The sequence below is a fragment of the Wenyingzhuangia sp. IMCC45574 genome (assembly GCF_054182685.1).
This window is the reverse complement of record NZ_CM135169.1, coordinates 305,077-324,553: the sequence shown is the minus strand read 5'-3', so window position 1 is coordinate 324,553 and position 19,477 is coordinate 305,077. Positions and strand designations below refer to the sequence as shown.

Annotated in this window: 12 protein-coding genes; 5 read left to right on the top strand and 7 right to left on the bottom strand. The window is 34.8% G+C overall.

Annotation, left to right across the window (positions count from 1 at the left end; all coding sequences use genetic code 11):
• Positions 1-10 precede the first annotated feature (10 nt).
• From ACXHHC_RS01570 to ACXHHC_RS01555, 4 genes are all read right to left on the bottom strand, one after another.
• Positions 11-2,617 carry a WD40/YVTN/BNR-like repeat-containing protein gene (locus ACXHHC_RS01570; protein WP_458227895.1) on the bottom strand — a complete coding sequence of 869 codons (2,607 nt, stop codon included), beginning with the start codon at positions 2,615-2,617 and terminating at the stop codon, positions 11-13.
• 207 nt (positions 2,618-2,824) lie between these two features.
• The gene (locus tag ACXHHC_RS01565) at positions 2,825-4,696 is read right to left on the bottom strand and encodes a sulfatase-like hydrolase/transferase (RefSeq protein WP_458227894.1); all 1,872 of its coding nucleotides are present in this window, start codon (positions 4,694-4,696) and stop codon (positions 2,825-2,827) included.
• A gap of 231 nt (positions 4,697-4,927) precedes the next feature.
• Positions 4,928-7,285, bottom strand: a complete 2,358-nt coding sequence (locus tag ACXHHC_RS01560; RefSeq protein ID WP_458227893.1) for a glycoside hydrolase family 3 N-terminal domain-containing protein — start codon at positions 7,283-7,285, stop codon at positions 4,928-4,930.
• Positions 7,285-8,787, bottom strand: coding sequence for a sulfatase family protein (locus ACXHHC_RS01555; protein WP_458229215.1), 1,503 nt, complete (start codon positions 8,785-8,787; stop codon positions 7,285-7,287). The genes ACXHHC_RS01560 and ACXHHC_RS01555 overlap by 1 nt, the downstream gene beginning before the upstream one ends.
• Before the next feature lie 345 nt (positions 8,788-9,132).
• Between ACXHHC_RS01555 and ACXHHC_RS01550 the strand changes: the two genes are divergently transcribed.
• A complete protein-coding gene (locus tag ACXHHC_RS01550) occupies positions 9,133-10,986 on the top strand; it encodes a sulfatase family protein (protein WP_458227892.1) in 1,854 nt (617 codons plus the stop codon).
• 136 nt (positions 10,987-11,122) lie between these two features.
• On the opposite strand, the gene ACXHHC_RS01545 is transcribed toward ACXHHC_RS01550, so the two are convergent.
• The 3 genes from ACXHHC_RS01545 to kduI are packed head-to-tail and all read right to left on the bottom strand — an operon-like array spanning position 11,123 to position 13,963.
• Positions 11,123-12,307 carry a DUF4861 family protein gene (locus ACXHHC_RS01545; protein ID WP_458227891.1) on the bottom strand — a complete coding sequence of 395 codons (1,185 nt, stop codon included), beginning with the start codon at positions 12,305-12,307 and terminating at the stop codon, positions 11,123-11,125.
• Positions 12,297-13,091 carry a gluconate 5-dehydrogenase gene (locus ACXHHC_RS01540; protein ID WP_458227890.1) on the bottom strand — a complete coding sequence of 265 codons (795 nt, stop codon included), beginning with the start codon at positions 13,089-13,091 and terminating at the stop codon, positions 12,297-12,299. Before ACXHHC_RS01540 ends, ACXHHC_RS01545 begins: the two co-directional genes overlap by 11 nt.
• 29 nt (positions 13,092-13,120) lie before the next feature.
• Positions 13,121-13,963, bottom strand: a complete 843-nt coding sequence (kduI, locus tag ACXHHC_RS01535; RefSeq protein WP_458227889.1) for a 5-dehydro-4-deoxy-D-glucuronate isomerase — start codon at positions 13,961-13,963, stop codon at positions 13,121-13,123.
• 139 nt (positions 13,964-14,102) lie between these two features.
• Between kduI and ACXHHC_RS01530 the strand changes: the two genes are divergently transcribed.
• Genes ACXHHC_RS01530 through ACXHHC_RS01515 form a run of 4 tightly spaced genes read left to right on the top strand, consistent with a single transcriptional unit; the run spans position 14,103 to position 19,470 of the window.
• Positions 14,103-15,122 carry a LacI family DNA-binding transcriptional regulator gene (locus ACXHHC_RS01530; RefSeq protein WP_458227888.1) on the top strand — a complete coding sequence of 340 codons (1,020 nt, stop codon included), beginning with the start codon at positions 14,103-14,105 and terminating at the stop codon, positions 15,120-15,122.
• A gap of 17 nt (positions 15,123-15,139) precedes the next feature.
• Entirely contained in the window at positions 15,140-16,324 is a 1,185-nt protein-coding gene (locus ACXHHC_RS01525) for a glycoside hydrolase family 88 protein (protein ID WP_458227887.1), read from the top strand.
• A 3-nt stretch (positions 16,325-16,327) separates the two neighbouring features.
• Positions 16,328-17,887, top strand: a complete 1,560-nt coding sequence (locus ACXHHC_RS01520) for a DUF4955 domain-containing protein (RefSeq protein WP_458227886.1) — start codon at positions 16,328-16,330, stop codon at positions 17,885-17,887.
• A 17-nt stretch (positions 17,888-17,904) separates the two neighbouring features.
• Positions 17,905-19,470, top strand: a complete 1,566-nt coding sequence (locus ACXHHC_RS01515) for a sulfatase family protein (protein ID WP_458227885.1) — start codon at positions 17,905-17,907, stop codon at positions 19,468-19,470.
• Positions 19,471-19,477: the final 7 nt, after the last annotated feature.

The following is a 19,477-nucleotide window of genomic DNA, read 5'->3' as shown; positions in this document are numbered from 1 at the left end:
CTAGTTTATCTTAATCTTGTAACCAACCTTTCTTATATCCGTTTAAATAAGCAATAGACCATGCACTACCCCATGATGCACACCAAATAACATTCTTGTTATATGGATCTAGTTTTACATCTACTATTTTATTTGGCTGTCCCAATCCCTTATTTATTTTTGTCCAACTCTTAGCTCCATCAGTTGTTAAATACACTCCTGGATTTTTAAACTTGGTGGGATGATGTCCTGCAACACTAATTAGAATCATATTCTGATCTACTGGAGAGGTTTCTACTTGCCAAACAAATGGAGCTTTAAATATTTGTTCCCAACTTTTTCCATTGTTTTTACTTCTCCAAACACCACCTTCTTCGTAAGTTCCGTTTCTTCTACCAGTTGCGATGTAAATATTTTTATTATTTCTATCTACAAAAACATTATTAACAGCCTTAATATCAGACGGAATCTTTACTCTACTCCAAGAACTTCCTTGGTTTGTAGACTTGTACAATGCTCCATTATTATCATTGGTAGCTGCATATAACACTTTAGGGTTTTTAGGATCCATTTTAATTCTTCTTACACTTGCTCCTTTATGAAAACCATTGTTGCTTAACTCCCAAGTATATCCACCATCAAAAGAACGATAAAACCCTAAACCACCTTTAGTTAAGGTTGCTTTACCATCTCCTACTTCTGCAATAGGTTTTCTAATAGTACAGAAATACATGTTTTTAGGATTCTCTGGATCAATGGTTAAAGAATACTGAGGCACTAAACCTCTATAAGAAGGGTTGTTCCCTTTTAAAATTGTAGAAATATTCTCCCATGTTTTTCCTCCATCTGTACTTCTTCTTAGCTTTCCTCTGTGTTCTTGTCTCCAAGCCAATAAATAAATAGTATTAGGATCGTTAGGATGTACCGCTACGGTAGATGCTGAGTGCAATCCATGGTTTTTATGATGATCGTGAACCTGACCTTCTACTTGCGATACAGCAACTGCTTGTTGATCTTTCCAACCATCTAAATCTGTAGTTTGCCACAATCCATGCTCACCGCTACACAACAACCTTCTTCCTTTAATTCCAGTTTCGTGTAACATAAATCTACCTGGTAAGTTACTATCTCCGCTACCTATCCATTTTCCACTTCCTGGTTTTGTTTCAAAATCGTCTACTTGTTGCCAAGAATTCCCGTTATCCGATGATTTTAAGGTTTGCTGATCAATCCCTATAAACACTTCTCCTTTAGAATTAATTGCCAACATTCTATTTCCAGAACGTGCTGGTTGATTGTTCATGTAAGCCTGTAAATGAGCAAACTTTACATTAGTTCCTACAGGATTGTTTCTGCTAGACCAGTACGCTTTGTCTTTACCACTTAACCAATACATTCCCTGACGAGCACAAACAGTCCATGTTTTTCCTCCATCTTCTGTTTTTACCAAATCTCCAGGTCCAAAAGTTCTATCGTGCTTTTTATTAAAAGCAATGTAAATTTCATTCTTATTGGTAGGGTTTATTACCAATCTATTAAACACTGGCAACGTTTTAGATGGCATTGCATTGTATTTACTTCTTACCTCTTTTTTAGATTCCCCAAACCAATTTGCAATGGTATTAAAATATCTATCTCTTTCTGGAGTAAATGTAATTTTACTCAAATCGAAATATAAATTACCAGTGATGTTTTCCCAAGATTTTCCGTTATTGGTACTTTTATACACACCACCTTTAGCAGTGGTAGAGTTTCCTGCTTTTTCGTAAACTGTTTGTTCTATTAAATACAACTCAAACTCTCCTGTCTTTTCGTTGTAGTACGATGTTAAGTCTCTAGGTAAATTATTTGGCAAGCCCTTATTCGCTTCTTTCCATTTTCTCCCTCCATTGGTACTTACAAACACCCCATAGTTGGTAGCCATAAAAATAGTCTTAGGATTTCCTGGGTGATAAATAATTCTAGCAACATCCAATTCCTCAGAAATATTGGTAGCTATCTTATAAAAGGATTTCCCTCCATTGGTTGTTTTTAACACATAACCATAACTAGATCTTTTGTTAAACTTACCACGAATGTTTTTTAAACTTCTATGATTGCTTTTTACATTCCAAAAGTCTCCAGCTCCAATCAACCACTCTTTATCGTTCTTAGGGTTTATAGCAACCTTGGTATGAGCATTGGTATATTTGCTTCCCTTTCCTTCTCTTTGTATTTTATAAACCTCTTTCCAAGTTCGTCCTTTGTCATAAGATGTATACACACCTCCTGCTCTTTCTATAGCAACCCCAAAATCTGGATTCTTTTTAGAAAAGACAATATCTAGCACACGCTCCATATCTCTACCATCTCCATCGCTATCTTTAAGAGTATGCCAAGACTTTCCTCCGTCCCATGTTCCGTAAGATACGTGCATGTCTGGCCCCATAAATTGTACATTACTATCTGTAGGGTGACACCAAAACTCCTCGTTATAACCAGACATTCCCGGACCAAATTGTTTCCATTCAATGGATGGATCCGAAATCACTTTTTCTGATTTTAATTTCTTAAAATATTTCTTTTGATTTTTAGACAACTGAGCACTTGATTGAAAACCAATCAAAGCAGCAGCTACTAATAAAAATACTTTTTTCATACTTTCTTATCTTGTTAAGTAGTGTATATATTTATCTCCAAATAAATTTCTTGCTTTTCTTTTCTAATGCTAAGAAACTTTGGTTCTTTTAACATCATAAATGATTCTGAATCCTTAAACAACCAACACAATTCAACAAAACCGCTACTACAATTCTGTTTTTGTATAGATTATTCATAGACGAAACCACTAAAAAAAGATTAAAAATTATTTTTTTAATTGGAACTTGTGATTGTGAGCACCTTTGGCAAATGCTTTATTATAGTTTACTTTGGTTCCGATAGCCTTGGTATTTTTACCAAAATTATCTCCTCCCCAATTAATTTCAGCACGTCCATCTCCAATTACAATATCTAATAACTTCTTTTTAAGCTGTGCAACTACCTTTTGATACTTTGCATCATTCGCCAAGTTATTTAGTTCATCAGGATCATTAATTGCATCATACAAAGACATATCTAGTTCTTCATTAGTAGCGTTTATTGCCCAGTTCATATTTACTCCTCTTTTAGAATTTGGACGGGTCTTTACAGACAATGCGTACTCCTTAGTTCTAATATACGCTCTTGGACCAATTGAATGATGACTCTCTCCTATTACATAATCTCTTGCAGGTACTTTTTTGGCAGCTACTTTTTGTAGATCTAATCCATCTAAATGCTTAAATTCTTTGCTATCTATTTTAGCACCACCTGCATTTAAAATAGTTGGAGCTATATCCACAAACTCGGTAAAATCTTTTACAACTTTCCCCGCAGGAAACTTCTTTTTGTCCGATGATACCACAATAATCGGGTTATGACTATCAATCTCCCAAGGAGTATTTTTAGTAATTGCTCCATGATCGTTTAACTTCCAACCGTGATCTCCGCATACATATACAATTAACCATTCTTGATTCTTTTGCTCACTGTAACGAATAAACTCTTTTGTTGCCTTCCCTATTAAATCATCTCCATAAGCACAAAACGCATAATAATCTCTTACCATTCTTTGCTTTTCCTCATCTGTAAAATCATCCGAATAACTACTTTTTACTCTTTTCTGAAAAGCCTTTGCCATCTTCTTAAACTCCTTATCGGTTAGAGTCGGCATCTTATAGTCCTTTTTATGAAAACGATCTCTATAGCTTTTTGGAGGTAATACAGGGGTATGAGGAAAATCGTAACCAATATGCGCAAACAAGGGTTTAGAAGTATCAATTCCATCAAACGAATTATTTCCTACATTAAACTTCTTGTTTTCATTTTTTAAGAAATCTACAAAAGCACTGGTATAAATTCCATCTCTTGTTTTTCCTTCTGGTTGTGGACTTACTCCAGCTAATATTCCTTTGCTAAATGGGGTTTCTGGATCTTTTTTGTACTTATTATTATGCTTGTACATAATATTGTACTTTTCATAAGCTTCCTTAGCCATTCCCTTAAACTGAGGATTTTCTTTTTCTAGCTTTTCTGATTTATAATACACCTTACCATCTACATCTTTAAAATAAGTGATATTCCTCAAAGGCTTTTTAAACTTAACCCCCTCAATTTCAACAAGTCTTGAAACCTTTCCCCATTCAAGCATCAAATCATCTCTTAAAATTTTAAAATGTATGTCATTCTGATATAATTTATGCTCTACAGCTTTTCCGTTTTTTAAAGTTCTAGCACGAACTCCTAATTTTCCAACATGGAAAGTCTGATAGCCTAATTTTGCCATTTCATCGGGCAACATTGGATACGAATTGGTTGTATTATTATTAAAATATTCAAACTGATAAATTCCACTTCTAAAAGGATAACGCCCAGAATGCATTGAGGCTCTAGATGGTGCACACCCCTGAGCCTGACAATAGGTGTTGATAAAAGTAGTTCCTTCTGCAGCCAATTTATCTACATTAGGAGATTCTACATACCCTAATTTACTTTCGCTCTTTCCTGTTAAAATTTCATTAAAAGACTCTATAGAGTCCCAACGTTGATCGTCAGTTAACACCCACAGAATATTTGGTGGTTGTTGTTGTGCAAAAGTTGTTTTAGCCACACTTAATACAGTCACTAAAAACATAATTCTTATTGTTCTGATCTTCATTTTAAGATATTTATAAAGTTTTTCTTCATTCTTTTACAATTTGACAATAGAGTGTTCTAAAAGTTTAATTCACAAACCATTAAACATCATCATGTTTGATTTTAATAAAGACTCAAATGGTTTTTACAGCACTTTAAGCAACTAGACACAGCACTCATCAATACATAAAAAGGCTCTAATCTATAGTAGATTAGAGCCTTTTTAAAAACTAAAAAAATAGATTTTATATGCTTACTTTATTAGAGTATTAGAAAAGAAAATTTGTCTTCCTTTTTCTAAAATCAGATCCCCTCCGGTTATCTGAATCTTTCCTTTTTGTTTGATATCTATACAAGAAGCACCAATTTTAAACTCATAAATACCTTCCTCTACAATCCACTTACGGCTCTTGTATTGCACCAATTGTTGCGGAGAAACTTCGAACGTTATTTTTTTCTCTTCTCCAGCCTTTAAAGCAACTCTTTTAAACCCTTTTAGTTGGATTTTTTTCATGGTTGAATTTTTACTTACTGGAGATACATACAACTGAACCACTTCTGTTCCGTCTACCTTTCCTGTGTTTTTAACTTTTACAGAAACTTTAAATCTACTTCCATTTGCTTTCGCTTTAGATTTTATATTAAAGTCAGAATACTGAAAAGAAGTATACGACAATCCATACCCAAATGGATACAATGGCCAATTTTCTTTGCTGTAACCATTCTGATAGTTTACCTCTTCTCTAATTTGTGTATTAGGATACGTAACACATAATTTACCCGAAGGATTAACTTTCCCCGTAATAATATCTGCTAAAGCATTTCCTCCTTCTTCTCCAGGAAACCATGCATTTATAATAGCAGCGCATCTTCCTTCTAACTTAGAAATAACTTGTTGTCTACCTCCAAACAATACCAAAACAACAGGCTTTCCTGTAGCCAACATTTTCTCTACAAACGCTTCCTGATCTCCAGGTAAACCAATTCCTTTTCTACTTCTACCTTCCCCGTTTAAAGAGATATTTTCTCCCATTGCGGCAATAATTACATCACTCTCTTTGGCTATTTTAATTGCATTCTCTAAATTGGGTTGTGGCAAACCTGTTACTGTTAATAGCTTTAGTTTTCCTAGACGACTATCTCCAAAACCACTCTTGTCAATTTTAGCTTCTAATCCTGCACTCCAATCACAACCTCTTTCGTGTTGAATGGTTACTGATTTTGGCAATCTATTTTCTAGCCCTTCTTTAAAAGTAACCAACTTTGGATTTAATGCATCGTACTGCTCACTTTTCCAGAAAGCTCTCATTGCCTGATAGGTATAATCTCCCAACAAACCTTGCGTTGTAGCAGCATTTGGTCCTACCAGTGCAATCTTAGTTACATTCTTTTTTAAAGGAAGTACCCCATTATTCTTTAATAATACTATAGACTGAGCAGCAGACTCATATGCCAATACTCTATTTTCTTTAGGATCAAAATCTAAGTCTCCATCTTTCCCTATAGTAGGAACTTCATCTAACAAACCTAATCTAGCCTTCATTATTAAAGACCTTTTTACTGACTGATTAATAGTAGCCTCTGTTATCAATCCTTTTTTAATCGCTGTTCTTAGTTCTAAAAATGTTTTAGGAGCAGATAATTCAATATCAACTCCTGCATTGATCGCCATAGCACCTGCAGTCATAAAATCTGGTGCTTGCTTGTATTTTTTATAGACCATATTAATAGCACCATAATCACTAACCACCAATCCATCAAACCCTAATTCTGTACGTAACATTTTATCTAACATGGTTGGATTTACAGAAATTGGCAACGAACGATACACTCCATAAGACGGCATTACACTTTTAGCTCCACCCACTTTAATACAAGCTTCGTGTGGCATTAAATACTCTTCATATAAGGTTTTAGAATCGTTATTTTTAGTTCCATAACCAGCAAAATGCTTTACAGTAGCAGCAACTCCTGTTTTTAAGTCTTCTCCTTGTAGACCTTTTACAAAAGACACTCCCATTTTAGAGGTTAAATAAGCATCTTCTCCATAACTTTCTTGGTGACGGTTCCAATGAGCCGTTCTACTTAAATCTAACATAGGAGACAAGGCAAATGTTGCACCTGCAGCACGCATGTTTTTTGCGGTAGACTGTGTGTTTTTTTCAATCAACTCTGGATTCCAAGTACACCCCATTCCAATTTGCTGTGGAAAGGTAGTCGCTCCCAATGTTGCAAACCCTGTAATGGCTTCTTCATGAAAAATTGCTGGAATTTTCAATCGAGTTTGACTTGTTAAATAGTTTTGTACTTCTCTCACCAAATCTCTCAATTCCTCTGCCTCTAAAGCTTGTCCTGTAGAAAACTGACAAAAGTGCCCAATTCCATAAGGAATATGCTCTTTACATTTTTCAATAGACAGCTTTCCATCTACCATAATTTCTCTTAAACGAGTTCCCGTAATCTGAGCAATTTTCTCGTCCAAAGTCATCTTAGCCATAATAGCATCTACCTTAGCTTCAGCCTCTGGAGTTACAAAAGGCTTGGTGGTATAGCTTTGAGCAAAAAGAGCACTGTTTATGAACAGTGCTCCTAGTATAAATATTTTCTTCATTATTTTTTCTTTTGAATATTAGAGTAGTCTTTACCTCTAATCGCTTCGAACTTCTTTAATAACTTCTTAACCGTTTTAGGGTTCGACTTCGCTAAGTTCTTTGTTTCACCTAAATCATTTTTAAGATTGTATAATTGGAATTCTTGTAAAATACCCGTTTCTACCACAGAATGCCAACTTAAAGAAGCTCCTTTGTATGGAGGAATTAAGGTCCAATCTCCAGTTCTGTAACGAGTTTTTCCATTCGCTTCTAGTATTAATTCTTTACGCCCTTTTTTACTTTTTCCTAATAAAGCAGGTAATATATTTTGACTATCTGTTTGCGCTGCTTTTCCATTTACCAAAGCAGCCATAGAAGCTAATAAATCCATTTGACAAACCAATGCATTAGAAACCTTTGGCTGAATAGTTCCTTTCCAATATGCTAAAAATGGTACTCTTGTTCCACCATCAAACAAACTATACTTTCCTCCTCTTAGTTTTCCTGCAGGTGTATGGTTCCCTAATTTTAAAATAGCATCGTCGTAATAACCATCTTGTAATACAGGTCCATTATCACTAGATAAGACAATTAATGTATTCTCTAACACACCCTCTTTCTCTAAAGTTTTTAAAAACTCTCCAATACACCAATCTGCTTCTAAAATAACATCTCCTCTTGGTCCCATTCCAGACTTTCCTGCAAAACGAGGATGTGGAGTTCTTGGCACGTGTGGTTGTTGTAAAGCATAGTATAAAAAGAAAGGCTCTTTTTTATTGTTCTTTACATAGGCTTGTGCTTTCTTTAAAAAGTGATCTGCCATATCAATATCAGACCATTTTGCAGCTTCACCACCTTTCATATATCCAATTCTTGGAATTCCATTCACAATACTATTGTTATGTCCATGATGCCATTTTAAATTAGTTAACTCAGGATTGTCTTTTCCTGTAGGTTCTCCTGGAAAGTTCTTTTTATAACTCACCTTGATTGGATCTTTAGGATCTAAACCATCAACTCTCTCGTTATCAATATAAACGGTAGGTACACGATCTTGAGTAGCCGCTAAAATATAAGAATAGTCGAAACCAACTTGTCTTGGTCCTGGAGTAATTTTACCATTCCAATCTAAGCTACCATCACCCAACCCTAAATGCCATTTACCAACAATACCTGTTTTGTAACCAGCTCTCTGTAACATTTTAGGCAATGTTTCTTGATCTGTTTTGATAATTAATGGTGCAGAACCTGGTAAAATTCTTGCTTTTTTATTTCTCCAAGGGTAAGTTCCCGTTAACAAACCATATCTACTAGGTGTACAAGTAGACGACGTTGCATATCCGTTAGTAAATCTAATTCCCTCATTAGCCAACACGTCCATATTAGGAGTGTTTAATTCTGTAGCACCATAGGAACTTAAATCTCCATATCCTAAATCATCTAAATAGATAACTACAATATTGGGTTTTACTGGGTCTTTTGCCATTACATCTGCACTGGTTAAAAACAACACAGATAACATAAAAAACGAAATGATATTCTTTACTTTCATCGAAACGATTTTAATTAATTTGAGATATTTATAGAAGCCTATTTATCTTCTAAAACAAAAGTATATCTACGTTTCATATTTACACGTGTTAAATGTCCAATTTATGGTTACATATGTTTTAGTTATAACACCATATGTACTTGATTTCACCATTATTCAGCTTTTTTCTATACAATAAATATCAAATTAGACATATGTGTTTTTAAAATGAATAATATTACTTCTTATCTTGCAAGCTAAACTTAGCTTTGTAGTGAGAGTAACACTACCACTAGCACAGGCTGGTATTATAAAATATAAACACTTAAAAAAGACATGAAACAATTAAAATTAGCTTTACTTTTTACAATTGTTATTTTTAAAGTTTATGCTCAGAAAACAGAAAAATTAGGTCGTCCAAATATTGTTTGGGTAACTTCTGAGGATAACTCTAAACACTATTTAAAATTATTCGACAAAAACGGGATTCCTACTCCTAATATTGAGTCATTAGCGAAACAAGGAGTTATTTTTGACAATGCTTTTTCTAATGCGGCAGTTTGTAGTGCGGCACGTTCTACCTTAATCTCTGGTGTTTATGGTCCTAGAGCAGCATCTCATTACCACAGAAGATTGCAAAAAGTACCCATGCCAACGGGAGTAGAAATGTACCCTGCTTATTTAAAAGCCGCTGGTTACTACACAACCAACTGTTACAAAGAAGATTACAACATTATTAAAGGAGACAATGTTTGGGATGCTTCTTCTAAAAAAGCACACTGGAAAAACAGAAAACCAGGACAACCATTCTTCCATGTTTTTAACATCAATACTTCACACGAAAGTAGAATCCACTTTAAGCAAGAGGACTTTGAAAATAAAAAAACCATTACCAATCCAGAAGAGTGTTTTATTCAACCAAACCACCCAAAGACTAAACTAATGAAGTTTACGAGTGCTTGGTACAGAGACAAGATTCGTCAAATGGACAAAGAGGTAGGTCAAGTTGTTGACGAGGTAAAAAAAGCAGGATTAATGGACGATACATTTATCTTTTACTACTCTGATCATGGAGGTGTATTGCCTGGTAGTAAGGGATATATACAAGAAGTAGGTGTAGAAGTACCTTTAGTAGTTTACATTCCAGAAAAATACAAGCATCTAGTTAATGTAAAGGCAGGAACTAGAAATGGTGGTTTTGTAAGTTTTATAGATTTTGGTGCTACCTTAATGAACATTGCCGGAATTACTCCTCCTAAAGGAATTGATGGAAAACCTTTCTTAGGTAAAAATGTAACCAAAGAAGAAGTAGAAAGTAGAGATGAAGTATTTACTTATTCTGACAGAATGGATGAGAAATACGATATGGTTAGAGGGTACAGAAAAGGAAAATACAAGTACTTAAGACATTTCCAACCAATCAACTTTGACGGATTAATGAACAATTACCGTTACAAGCAGTTAGCTTACAAAGAATGGAGTGAGTTAAACGAAGCTGGAAAATTAAACGATGTACAATCTCAATTCTTTAATACGAAGTCTGCTGAAGCTTTATATGATATTGAAGCAGATCCGTATGAAGTAAATGATTTATCTAAAGACCCAGCTTACAAAGAAAAGTTAGTAGAATTGAGAGGATTGTTAGTTAATAAAATGGAAAACATTAACGATTTGGCTTTGTATCCTGAATTTTACTTAATTCAGAATGCTTTTGACAACCCTGTAGCTTTTGGAAAAGCTCATAAAGCAGACATTAAAAGATATTTAAATGTAGCTAACTTGGCTTTAGAAGATTTTGACAGTGCTAAAGGGAAATTAAAACAATACTTAAACTCTAACGATCCTTGGGAAAGATATTGGGCTTTAAATGCATGTACTAGTTTTGGTAAAGAAGCTAAAAAGTACTGCAAAGAGGCGATTAAAATGGCTAAAAATGATGACCAATACATTAACAGAGCTAAAGCTGCAGAATTCTTAGGAGCTATTGGAAAGAAAAATCCTGTTAAAGTAATGTCTCAAGCTTTATATGATACTAAAGATCCTAACGAGGCTTTGTTAATTTTGAATTCAATTGTAGTGATGCAAGACGGATTCGATTATGAATTTAACCTTGAAAAAGACAAATTAACTACGGCTATGAAAGAGCCACAAGTAGTAAGAAGATTAGATTATTTAGGAGTAACTAAATAATAAAACTTCTTAAAAATGATAAAGCCACCTGTAGTATAACAGGTGGCTTTACTATTTATAGATCCTATTCGCTATTACTAATAGTTTAACTCTATAAAGAGTAGAATCTACAGGGGTAATCCTAAATATGTAGTTACTATTCTAAAGTTACTTTTAAAGGAGAGTTTAACTTTTCTTTAAAGCTCTTTAAGTAGGCATTCCATTGTTGCTGATTCGTAAATTCACCTGCTTTTTTCCATCCAAAACCAGTATAATAAGTTACTTTTTTATCAACAACTTTTAAATCTGCATAAGCATTAGACAAATCTTTCTTATCCACATCGTAAGTCTCTTGATTTAAAAAGACATCTCCTGCTGCCACTATTCCGGTACCTAATTCAGAATCCTGTAAAGGCTCCCAGTAACTCATCCAACCTTGTTTAACATCCCATTCAACCTTTCCTTTTTTCTTATGTAGCGTTAATCCTACAGAAATCTCTGATGTTCCAGTTACAAAAGTTTCAACTTTAGACAAGTTATTTCCTTTGTCTAATGTAATAACCTTATACTCTGTAATGGTTTTATCTCCTGCCTTCCAATCTGCATACTTTAAGTAAAAAGAGGTTCTTAATGGTCCAGTAGTAATGGTTCTCCATGCTGTATAGTTTTTAGAAAAGAAATAGGCTCCTTGGTCTTTTACAGCCAATCCTCCTACACCTCTACTAACACCTACATGGAAATTATCCAACCCTTCTCCAGTATCTTCGTGGTAACTCCCTGTTTTGTCTACCAAGGTTTTCTTGTACCATTTGTTGATGATTGGATAACTTACGCGTTTTAACCATGCATCCACTCCGCTAGAAAGAGTTCCTCCTTTAACGTGGTCTTCTTTCATTTTCTGAGCTGTAGGCCCAAAAACACGAAAGGCAACTTTATCATTCTCCCAAGTATAGTCGTCTGTTCTTTCGGGTACAAATCTAGAATAGCAAAGGTTCTCTGCAGTTGGTAACTTATCACCAGCCTTGGCTACAATGGTAAACGTAGCTTTAGAATTTGGTTGAATGGTTGGTTGAAACAACAACTCATCTTGTACTCCATCACCATTCACATCTACTAACTGAATCACTTCTAAGTTTCCTGTTTGTTGGTTTTGAAGCCCTAATCCATTAAGACTCTTAACATTTAAAAAAGATTTGCTTAATGCAATCACTTCAGACGAACGGACCATGTCTAAATTATTTTCTACAATAATGTTCTGTTGTGCCTTACAAGACATAAAACCAACAAACAATAGTAGCACTCCCTTATTGAATACTTTACACGACATAACTTTAATCTTCATTAGATGGTTTACCAATAGTAGCTAAAATACCTCCATCAACATAAATTACCTGACCATTTACAAAATTACTTGCATTAGAAGCTAAAAAGATAGCAGCTCCTTGTAAATCGTCTGGATCTCCCCATTTTCCTGCAGGTGTTCTTCCTACAATAAAATCGTTAAAAGGATTTCCATCTACTCTAATAGGTGCAGTTTGACTGGTTGCAAAATAACCTGGGCCAATACCATTGGTTTGAATATTAAATTTAGCCCATTCCGTTGCCATATTCTGAGTTAACATCTTTAAACCTCCTTTTGCTGCTGCATAAGCACCTACAGAGTTTCTACCTAGTTCACTCATCATAGAACAAATATTAATAATCTTTCCAGATTTTCGTGCTATCATACCTTTTACTACGTATTTAGACATAATAAATGGCGAAACTAAATCTACTTTAATAACTTGTTCAAAATCTGGAACCTCCATTTCTACCAATGGAGTTCTTTTTATAATTCCTGCGTTATTTACCAAAATATCTATAGCACCTACTTCTTTCTCTATCTGCTCAATATGTTGCTTAACAGCCTCCTCATCTGTAACATCAAACAAATAACCAAATACATTTAAGCCTAAGCTTTTATAGTATTCTACGGCTTTGTTTAATTTGTCTTGAGAAGAATTTCCTGTAACAACAATGGTAGCTCCTGCATTTCCTAATCCAGTAGCCATTGCCATTCCCAAGCCATGTGTTGCCCCTGTAATTAAAGCAACTTTACCTTTTAAATCAAATAAATTAATTGACATGTTTTTATTGGTTTTTCGTTGTTACTTTTTTATCTCAATTCGTTGATATTACACATATCCATATCGCTATAATCTAAATTTTCACCAGCCATTCCCCATACAAATGTATACGCACACGTTCCTGAACCTGAATGAATTGACCATGGTGGAGAAATAACCGCTTGCTCATTTGCCATCCATATATGTCTTGTTTCTGTTGGCTGACCCATAAAGTGACATACAGCCTGATCTTGAGGAACATCTATGTAAAAATAAATCTCCATTCTTCTATCGTGTACATGGGCTGGCATGGTATTCCATACACTTCCTGTTTTTAAGGTAGTCATTCCCATTTGTAACTGACATACATCTACTACACTGTTTACAATATACTTGCGTATTGTTCTTGCATTGGCAGTTTCTAAAGAACCCAACTCTACTGTTTCTACATCGTCTAAGCCAATTTTTTTAATTGGAAATGATTGATGTGCAGGCGTAGAATTTATATAATACTTTGCAGGACTCGATGACGACTCGCTAGAAAACACCACCTCTTTGTTTCCACTTCCTACATACAACGCTTCTTTATGATCTATTACATACGAAACACCGTCTACTACTACGGTTCCTTTACCCCCAACATTAATAATCCCCAACTCTCTTCTTTCTAAGAAATAAGTAGATTTTAACGCATCCACTGTTTCTAACTCTACATCTTTGTCTACTGGCATTACACCTCCAATAATATATCTATCATAATGAGAGTAAACTATTTTTACTTCATTTTCAATAAATAGTTTCTCTATTAAGAATTCATCTCTTAACTCTTGAGTGTCCATTTGCTTAACTTCTCTTGGTGAAGCTGCATATCTTGTCTCAAAATTTTTCTCCATGGTTGTATAGTTTTTGATTACTTTTTGTAAAAGTAGTAAATATTTACCAAAATACAATCGATTGTATTTTCGATTTAATTTTATATATTTAACTTCGATGAATCAAAGCAATTAAATCTATTTACAAGATTCATTTTATATGAAAACAAACAAACCTACCATACACGATATCTCTAAAGCATTAAAAATAGACAGTTCTACTGTATCTAGAGCTTTAAATAATAGTCCTAGAGTTTCTAAGGAGACTAAGGAGCGTATTTTAAAAAAAGCACAAGAACTTGGTTATCAAAAAAATACACTAGCTTCTAACCTAAGAACCAGTAAAACAAATACCATTGGGATTATTGTTCCTAGAATCTCTAGAAACTTTTTCTCTTCTGTTATTTCTGGAATAGAAGAAACAGCTTATGAAAGAGGGTATAATGTTGTAATTGGTCAGACTTTTGAAAGTTTTGAGCGAGAACAAAAGTTGGTTTCCACTTTTTTATCCAATCGTGTAGATGGCTTGTTAATGTCCATTTCTATGGAAACCACGCATTACAAGCATTTAGAAAATTACCAAAACAACGGAGGTCCCATTGTTTTTTACGATAGACCCGTTAGCTTAAAAGACACGGTTTCTATTACCATTAACGATTACGATTCTAGTTACAAAGCCACAGAACACCTTATTTCTCAAGGATGTAAAAACATAGCTCACTTTTCTGGAATTCAGAAAATAGACTTGTATAAAAACCGTAAAAAGGGCTATTTACAAGCTCTTAAAGACAATAATATCCCCATTAACGAAGATTATATTTTTGAAGCACAACTTTCTGAAGTTGATGGAGAAAATTTTGCCAAAAAAATTATAGAAATGGGTACAATAGATGGTATTTATGCCTCTAATGATACTTCTGCAATTAGTGCCATTAAATATTTTAAAGCCAATGGTATTAGAATTCCAGAAGACATTGCCATTGTAGGTTTTAACAACGACCCTATTTCTAGTGTTATAGAACCCAACCTTACCACAATCAATCAGCCCGATTCTAAAATGGGAATTATTGCTTGTGAATTGTTAATTGATCGCATTGAAAATAAAATTGCTTCGCTAGAAAATTCCTCTCAAGTCTTAGAAACCGAACTGATTATAAGAAACTCCTCTCTCAAACCTTAAACCAAATTAAATAATATATGAAAACCATTAAACGAATTTTATTTACCATTTCTTTAGCTAGTATTATTTCTTGCAGCAAAGAAAGCCCTCAAAAAAAACAAATTGCTCTGGCAGAACAACAATTTACGCTATTGGCAAACCATGCTAAAGAAACCAATAGAATTCCTAGAACAGAAGCAAAAGATGGGACAATGCATTTTACGCACAATGGTAAATTTGACTGGACAGAAGGTTTCTTTCCAGGATCGTGTTGGTATTTATATGGATTGACAAAAAATGAAAAGTGGAAGGAACATGCCATCTTTTTTCAAAATAGTTACAAATCGCACAAAGACCTAACCTCTAATCACGATTTAGGTTTTGTTTTTAACTGTTCGTATGGTAATGGGTATCGTATGACACATGATGCCTCTTTTAAACAAGTTCTTATTGATGCTGCTAAAGCACTCTCTACTCGTTTTAACCCAACTGTAGGCTGTATTAAAAGTTGGGATGTTACTGGTGGCTGGCAAGCTAAAAAAGGCTGGAAATTCCCAGTTATCATAGACAATATGATGAACTTAGAATTGCTGTTCGAAGCTTCTATCCTATCTAGAGATGAGACTTATAAAAACATAGCCATCACACATGCCAATACCACTTTAAAAAATCACTACAGAGAAAATAACAGTTCTTATCACGTTATAGATTACGACCCAGAAACGGGTGCTGTACGCAACAAACATACTGCTCAAGGTTTTGCACACACAAGTTCTTGGGCAAGAGGTCAGGCTTGGGGGCTATATGGTTATACACTGTGTTACAGATATACTAAAGATAAAAAGTACTTAGACCAAGCCGTTAAAATAGCCGCTTATATTACCAAACATAAAAGTATTCCAAGTGATGGAATTCCGTACTGGGATTACAACGCTGCTACTATTCCCAACGAGCCAAAAGATGTATCTGCTGCTGCGGTTACTGTATCTGCTTTGATTGAATTGGATACTTATACAGAAACCTCTTATAGTGCTTATATTAACAACATAATGAACTCTTTGGCCAGTAGTACCTATTTTGCTAAAATTGGAGAAAACAATCACTTTTTATTAAAACACAGTACCGGTAGCATTCCGCACAACAACGAAATAGACGTGCCTTTGATTTATGCCGATTATTATTACCTAGAAGCTTTATATAGAATTGAAAACGCAAAACAATAAGTCATGAAAAAGTTATACCATACACTTACAGCGTTTTTATTTGTGTCTTTTATTGCAAATGCTCAAAAAGGAGAATCTAAATTATGGAAAGCTTATGTAAAAGCCCATAAAACAAACACCCAAACGGTGTTGCCTAATTTCTCTTTTGCAGGTTATAAATACAGCGAAGAAGCAATTCCCGTTGCAACCCACAAAACCTTTAATGTATTAGATTTTGGTGCCATTCCTAACGACACAAAATCGGACAAAAAAGCTGTAGAAAAAGCAATTGCAGCTGCACAAAAAAATGGAAGTGGAATTATTTTCTTTCCTAAAGGTACTTACTACATAAACACCCAAAAAGATGTGCTAAAAACAATTAAAATTAACAGTTCTAATATTGTTTTTAGAGGAGAAGGTGATGGAGCAAATGGAAGTGTGCTATTTTTTGAAAAACACCTTCCTGCCAAAGATCCTAAAAAATTATACAGCTCCCCCCCTGCAATTGAAACCAAAGCAACAACAGGAGATCAATTATTGACGACTGTGATAGCAAATGCTAAAAGGGAAACGCATACCATAGTGGTAAAAGATGCTACTAGAATTAAAAAAGGAGACTGGCTAATTCTAAAAGTACAAAACAACAGTAAAGACTTAGTTCATTACGACATAGAACCTTTAAAAGTAGATTCCAAATGGACCAAACTACTAGACAAAGGAGTTATGGTTAACGAACGCTTACAAGTAGCCAGTGTAAAAGGAAACACCGTTACTTTTGTTAGTCCTATTCACTACGATGTACAAGCCAAACATCATTGGAAAATTTACCGCTTTGGGCATCTAAAAAATATTGGTTTTGAAAACATTCGTTTTGAAGGAAACTGGACTCAGAAATTTAAACACCACAGATCGGTACAAGACGATAGTGGCTGGACTATTTTAAGTATTACAAGAAGTGTTAATTCGTGGATTAAAGACTGTACATTTAAAAATGTGAGTAGAGCTGCAGGCTTTTCACAATCTGCCTATTGTACAGCTTTAAATGTAACCGTAACAGGTGCCATTGGGCATACTTCGGTTCATGCAGGTGGAGGTTCTACCGGAATTTTACTTGCTAAAATAAACGATACTGCAGGAATGCATCATGCCGTTGGTGTAGAAGGTGGTAGTACTACGGGAACTGTTATTTGGAGAGCTAAATACCCTGCCCACACCTCTTTTGAAGCTCATGCATCGCAACCCAGATGTACTTTATTCGATAAAGTTGAAGGGGGCTTCTTTGCAGGAAGAGCTGGAGGAGCTAGGTTTAACTTACCCAACCACGGCCGTTACTTGGTGTTGTGGAACTACAAAGAAACAGACCTTCCCGAAAAAGACTTTCGCTTTATAGCCACAGATACTTGGTTTTGGAGAATTGTACCGCCCATAATAGTTGGTTTTCACGGTGCGGGAACCACTTTTAAAGCAGACGAGGTACAAATAGCCGAGAGTATTGGTACTCCTGTGCAACCAGAATCTTTGTTTGAAGCACAACTAAAACTACGACTAGGAAAACTTCCTGACTGGATAAAATTTTATAAATAAACTAAAAAAACACTGCCATGTTATATTTTAGAAATATCATTATAAGCTTTTGCTTAATTAGTGCTGTACTCCCGTGTAAAGCACAAAAAAAAGAAAACACCAAACAACCCAACGTCCTAATTATTTTTCCGGACCAATTACGAAGGTATGCTGCTGGTTTTTGGTCGCAAGAACCCTATAAAAGTTTAGCACACGGAAAAGCAGATCCTGTTTTAACTCCCAGCATAGACAAACTAGCCAAGAATGGTATTGTGTTTACCCATGCCATTAGCAATTATCCCCTGTGTAGCCCTTACAGAGGAATGTTACTATCTGGTAAATATCCCGAACAAAACGGTATTTGGAACAACTGTAAAGTAGGTAGACCCCATAGTTTAAAAGACGATATACCAACCATTCCTTCCTTGTTTTTAAAGGCAGGATACAATACTGCCTACATAGGAAAATGCCACTGGTTAAGAAACGATCCTGTTTTTGATAAAAACGGAAATTACAAAGGAACTACCAAAGCTCCTGGTGGACATCATGTAAATACATATGACACCTATATACCAAGTACCAAAAGACATGGAATAGAATATTTTTACCAAGCATTAAAAGATGAACATTTTAACCCGCACATCTACTCTAACGATCCAAACACAATAGAAGGTAAAAAAGATGGAGAGTTGCATTTGCCTAAGATATTCTCTCCCAAAAACGAAGCCAAGATTATTATAGACTATCTTAGAAACAAAGGAAAACACAGAGATACCTCTAAACCTTTTTGTATGATCTGGTCTATGAATCCTCCGCACAATCCTTGGGATGATAAAAATACAGACATGGAGGTATTACGAGAAAACTACGATACGGATAAATTCCCTACTGTAAACGATTTATTGGTAGTGCGTAAAAATGTAGACAAAAAAGTAGCTCACTACGCCCGTCACTATTATGCCAACGTAACCAGTTCCGACTATTATATTGGCTTGGTACTAAACGAGTTGAAAAAAAGTGGAGCACTAGACAATACCATTGTTATTTTTAGTTCCGATCATGGAGAAATGTTAGGAAGCCATGGTAAAACAGGGAAAAATGCAGTAGAATTAGAGTCTTTAGCCATTCCGTTTATTGTACACTGGCCAAAAGGATTACAACCTGGTACAGAAGATCTTATTTTAAGCGTTCCCGATATTTTACCAACTACTTTAGGTTTGGCAGGTATAGAAAAACACATTCCTAAAAGTATAGAAGGAGTTAACTACGCTCCTATTCTACAAGGAATTCCTAACGCTATAGAAAAACCCAAAGCTGCGTTAATTATGTTAGGTAATTCTAGAGGAGTAGAAACAGAACGCTATACTTTTTGCATACAAGAAAACAAAAAGCAGTGGGATCAAAAAAAAGATACATCTATTAAATCTGTCTTCTTTTACGACAATCAATTAGATCCTTATCAATTGCATAAAATTGATGCGAACAGTCAGCCTAAAGTAAAAAAAGAGCTCTTACTTACCTTGGCACAACTTTTAGAAAAAACAAATGATCCATGGTACCAAAAAAAGAAGCATAGTTATTTAATCCCTTACCGTGTAAACTAACTGTTAC